The 3,761-nt window shown below is 59.8% G+C and carries 3 protein-coding genes; all 3 read right to left on the bottom strand.

Features of this window, described 5'->3' with window-relative positions; all coding sequences use genetic code 11:
* The coding region (locus H483_RS39170) for a hypothetical protein (protein WP_152427920.1) at positions 1-385 on the bottom strand (385 nt) is incomplete at its 3' end.
* A gap of 170 nt (positions 386-555) precedes the next feature.
* Positions 556-1,200 (bottom strand): hypothetical protein, encoded by a 645-nt coding sequence (locus tag H483_RS27460; protein ID WP_017836508.1) that lies wholly within the window; start codon positions 1,198-1,200, stop codon positions 556-558.
* Positions 1,201-1,821: 621 nt separating this feature from the next.
* On the bottom strand, positions 1,822-3,761 hold a 1,940-nt coding region (locus H483_RS38150; protein WP_052308377.1), incomplete at its 5' end, for an AAA family ATPase.

The following is a 3,761-nucleotide window of genomic DNA, read 5'->3' as shown; positions in this document are numbered from 1 at the left end:
AATTAGAAGATTCTAGAAACTGGCCAAGACTTTCAAGCTGATCGAGTACAGGCACATCGAGATGCTCAGCGAGCTTGATTCCCGCATTCCAATTAGGGAAACCAATGGCGTAACCATGCCACTTCTGCAGGTAAGGGGAATACCTGCGGTACTCACGCGACTCGTCCGGGAAGGCGCGAACCATCGCAGAAACCTCACCGAATAGGTCCATCATCGCTGAATGGCGTTCGGAGAACTCCCGCGACGGAAAGCCCGCACCCAACGCGCTTGCCCACCCGTTCTGGAAGTTATCTTTCCCTGAGGTTCGCACACGCTCGAACAGGTCCCTAAGCGCGTACGCGGAGTTCGGTGCGTCCTCGATCTGCGGCTGTTTGCTTTCCGTCATGCCAGCAGCGTAGCGGGTGGGTCCGACACAGCAGCGCCTGTGAGCGTCTGGGACACGGTGACCATGCATGCACTCATGCGGGACGGCGCCAGGCGCTCAGCGGCGAATCTAGCGCCCTCTGCACTCAGTCTCGCCGGCGTATTGCACAGCGAGACTGAATGGATGAACGATTAGGCGGCGGCGTCAGCCTCTACCCAGTTGAGCGAGAACTCAGGGAGACGGAACCCTGCGTCGATTCGTGCAGTCGCCATCGCCAGGTCGTGACGGGCCACAGCAGCAATGCGCTCAGTCGCTCGCAGGTCGTCGCTCGCACGCACGTACTCGGGCGAGACACGACGTTTGAACTCCTGCACTGCCTCGGGCGTCTCCAGACGGTCGATGACTTCCTGCGTGATGATCGCCTTGAGCGCGTCGTCGTGGCCCTCCGAGGCGACAACTTCCACACCCTTCTCGATGCGGCGCTGCCCCTCCTCCGCCTCGAGACTGCTCACGATGCTGTCACTGCGTCGCGAGAACGTGGCCTCTGCGAGCGAGCGCTCATCCGTCGATCCCTTGGGTGAAGTGATCGCAGCGTCAGCCACGCGCACGTCCTCCACTGCCTGGTCCACGGCAGCGTCGACCTGAGCGCGCATCTCTGCGAGACGATCAGACCACTTGCGCTGTGCGTCCCAGCCCTTGATGCGTTCCACACCCCCCGCCTCAGTGAGCGTGCGCGAGTCGTCCACCTCAGCCTCGACGCTCACGGCGTAGGTCGCGTGATCCTCGACAATGACCTTCATCTGGTCGATGTAGTCCTTCAGGTCCTCGATATCCATTCCTCATTCTCCTTTCGACAGGCGGCAAAAAGTCTTGCCCCGATTGCTATAGCAATCACGCTCGCGCCTTAGACCTTGCCTTTGCGAACACGTTCCAGAAGTAGTCTCGCGTGAGTACTTCTTCTCCAACCTCGATCACATAGCCTCGATCATTCGGGCAAGTGTCGTCGTGGTGAAGAATCATCACGGTCGGGTCCAACACATCGTCCACGTACCCGTGAGGCGTATTGCAGTCAAGACACAGCGCGTCCACTCGCACCAGTACCGAGCCCGGCTCTGGGCCTGACTCCATAAAGTATTCCCACTCCTTGTAGAACAGGCCTTGGTGATGCGTTAGTCGAATCATCGAACTACCTTCCTTTCCGGAACGCATTAATCCTAAGAGAATTACCTAATCGTCGAGCCATCGTGAATTCCAAGTGGTCGCTGTGGCACAGTGTGTGCACTACGTACACACACGCACTGTGCCGAACAAGCGCGGGGTCGAATGTGTGCCAATGTGTGCGGCACATGTTTGACGTGCGATTAGTCGCTTCTTCGGCACACGTGTGCCGCACACATTCGAGGGTGTGCCGAAAGGTGTGCCGAGCGCGTGTCTTCGGCACACCTCCCCGGCACACCTCAGGTGCCCGCAATTCGCCTTTTTCTTACGGCGACGGCAGCCTTGGTTACCCCGTCCCTTACTCGCTCACCTTCGCCCCTCAAGCACGCCTGCGCCTTATCGAATCCCAAGGACTCGTCCTCGCCCACGATTCGATCCAGAATTGCGATGACTTCTCGTACTCGCTCAGGGTTCTCATCAAGCACCTTCTGCGTCGACCGCGAGTAGTCGCTTACTCCCGTGAAGTCCACGGCGAGGAATCCGTCGGGGGGTGTGGAATCGCCCAGCATCGTCGCCACATGCCCGAGTGGTTCCTGCGTTCGACGTATCGGCACGACTGGTGCGAGGTCGCCCGTTCGGTCTTTGTCACAGACGAGCATGAAGCGCGACGAGTTCTTCTCGCCTCGGATAATCCAAGACCCGTCAACGTCGGTATTCTTCGCGCTTGACCCTCGGGCACCTTTCGACTGATCCTTGCCCGTGTGATCCAGCCTGATGATCGTCACGCCGTCAGCCCTCAGCGGTGCGAGCGCATAGCGGTACAGAGCCGCATAGGTCGCTGCGTCGTTCTCATCGCCTTCTACGAATCGAGAGAGGGTGTCGATCACGACGACCTCAGCCTGTACGTGTCGCACGTGTGCGACGAACTCTGCCCCTCCGCGTTCCGTGTCAAGGGGAAGCAGCGTCGGCATACTCGCGTACTTCAGGCGATTGAGGCCCCTCACGTCCATCTCTTGAAGTCGGGACATGATGATCCGTCGCGTGTTCTCGCCGTCGATGTAGAGAACAGTCAATGCCTCGGAGGATGTGGAATCACCGTCGGGAATCGCAGCCCCCGGCAACCCCTCGATGCCTCGTGCGAGTCGCTGGGATATGTCGAGCATCAGCAGCGACTTGCCCATGCCCGCGTAACTCACGACCTGATATAGCCCGCCCCGTTGGAACACTCGCGGAACCAACCATTCGACAGGCTCAATGCCTCGCGTCAGGAGGTCGTCAAGATCGAGAAGCGAGAGTTCACTTCGGTCACCAATGTCCATCTGTGGCACCTTCGCAACCTTCCCCGCGGTGCGCTCAACGTCTCGCAGCAGTCGCTCCCCTGTGCCGAACTTCTCGCGCACATTCTCAAGCGCGAAGTGATCCCGAAGAATCGTCGCCACCTGCCCCGGCGAGTACCCAGCCTTGAGGCACTCCTTCGCTGCGGCGAATGAAGCATCCGATCTGTCGTCGCCTTCTGCGATGCGCTCCAGCTCGCGGTTGAGTCGCCCCTTGATCGTCCCGTTGTCACGCATATCCGACACAGGCTCGAACTGGAGGCCCTGAGAGCGATTCTGAGCGCCTGTCACCCGGTCATGCGTGTGTGCACTCGGTGACGCATTCACAGCGACGCTGAGGCCCTGCTGGGTGTACGTCGCGTCCGTGCGTTCGACCACCTCGCACACAGTCGGCGGGTCGTGCTTGAAGTTGAGCGTTCCTGGAACGCGGAAGAAGTCCTGGTCTGTGGTCTTGCTCCTGTCACAGCCCCCGAGCAGATCACCGATTCCTTGCGCGATCTTCTGGTACTCATCGGCTCCCACACCTTCCGGCACAGAGAAGTAGCGATGGGAGCACCCGTCAGAACCTGACTCCACTGTGATCGTCGGCGTGAGCGCCCCCGGATCAGTCATCGGGTCGTCCTGGTCGATGCATACCCATCGGCGCTCGACTGACATTCCCTTGCGCTTACTGTCTGCGCTCGCGTGTACGAACGGGCAATAGAACAGTTCTCGCGTCGTCGCGTGCGTCTCGATGTACTCGCGTACGTCGTCCATTCCTGCGGGGTACTCGAAGGAGTTTGAGAACTGTTTGTCCCCTGACGCCCGGTCAAAGTAGGTCACGTAGACGAAGCCCTCGGCCCCACCCCACATCTGCGCCAAGTGGTTCATCGCGAGGTCGATATCCACACCCTCGTCGGTGATCG

Source organism: Dietzia sp. UCD-THP, from assembly GCF_000349585.1.
GTDB lineage: Bacteria > Actinomycetota > Actinomycetes > Mycobacteriales > Mycobacteriaceae > Dietzia > Dietzia natronolimnaea_A.
The sequence above is the reverse complement of the archived record's forward strand: the minus strand, read 5'-3'. Positions and strand labels throughout refer to the sequence as shown.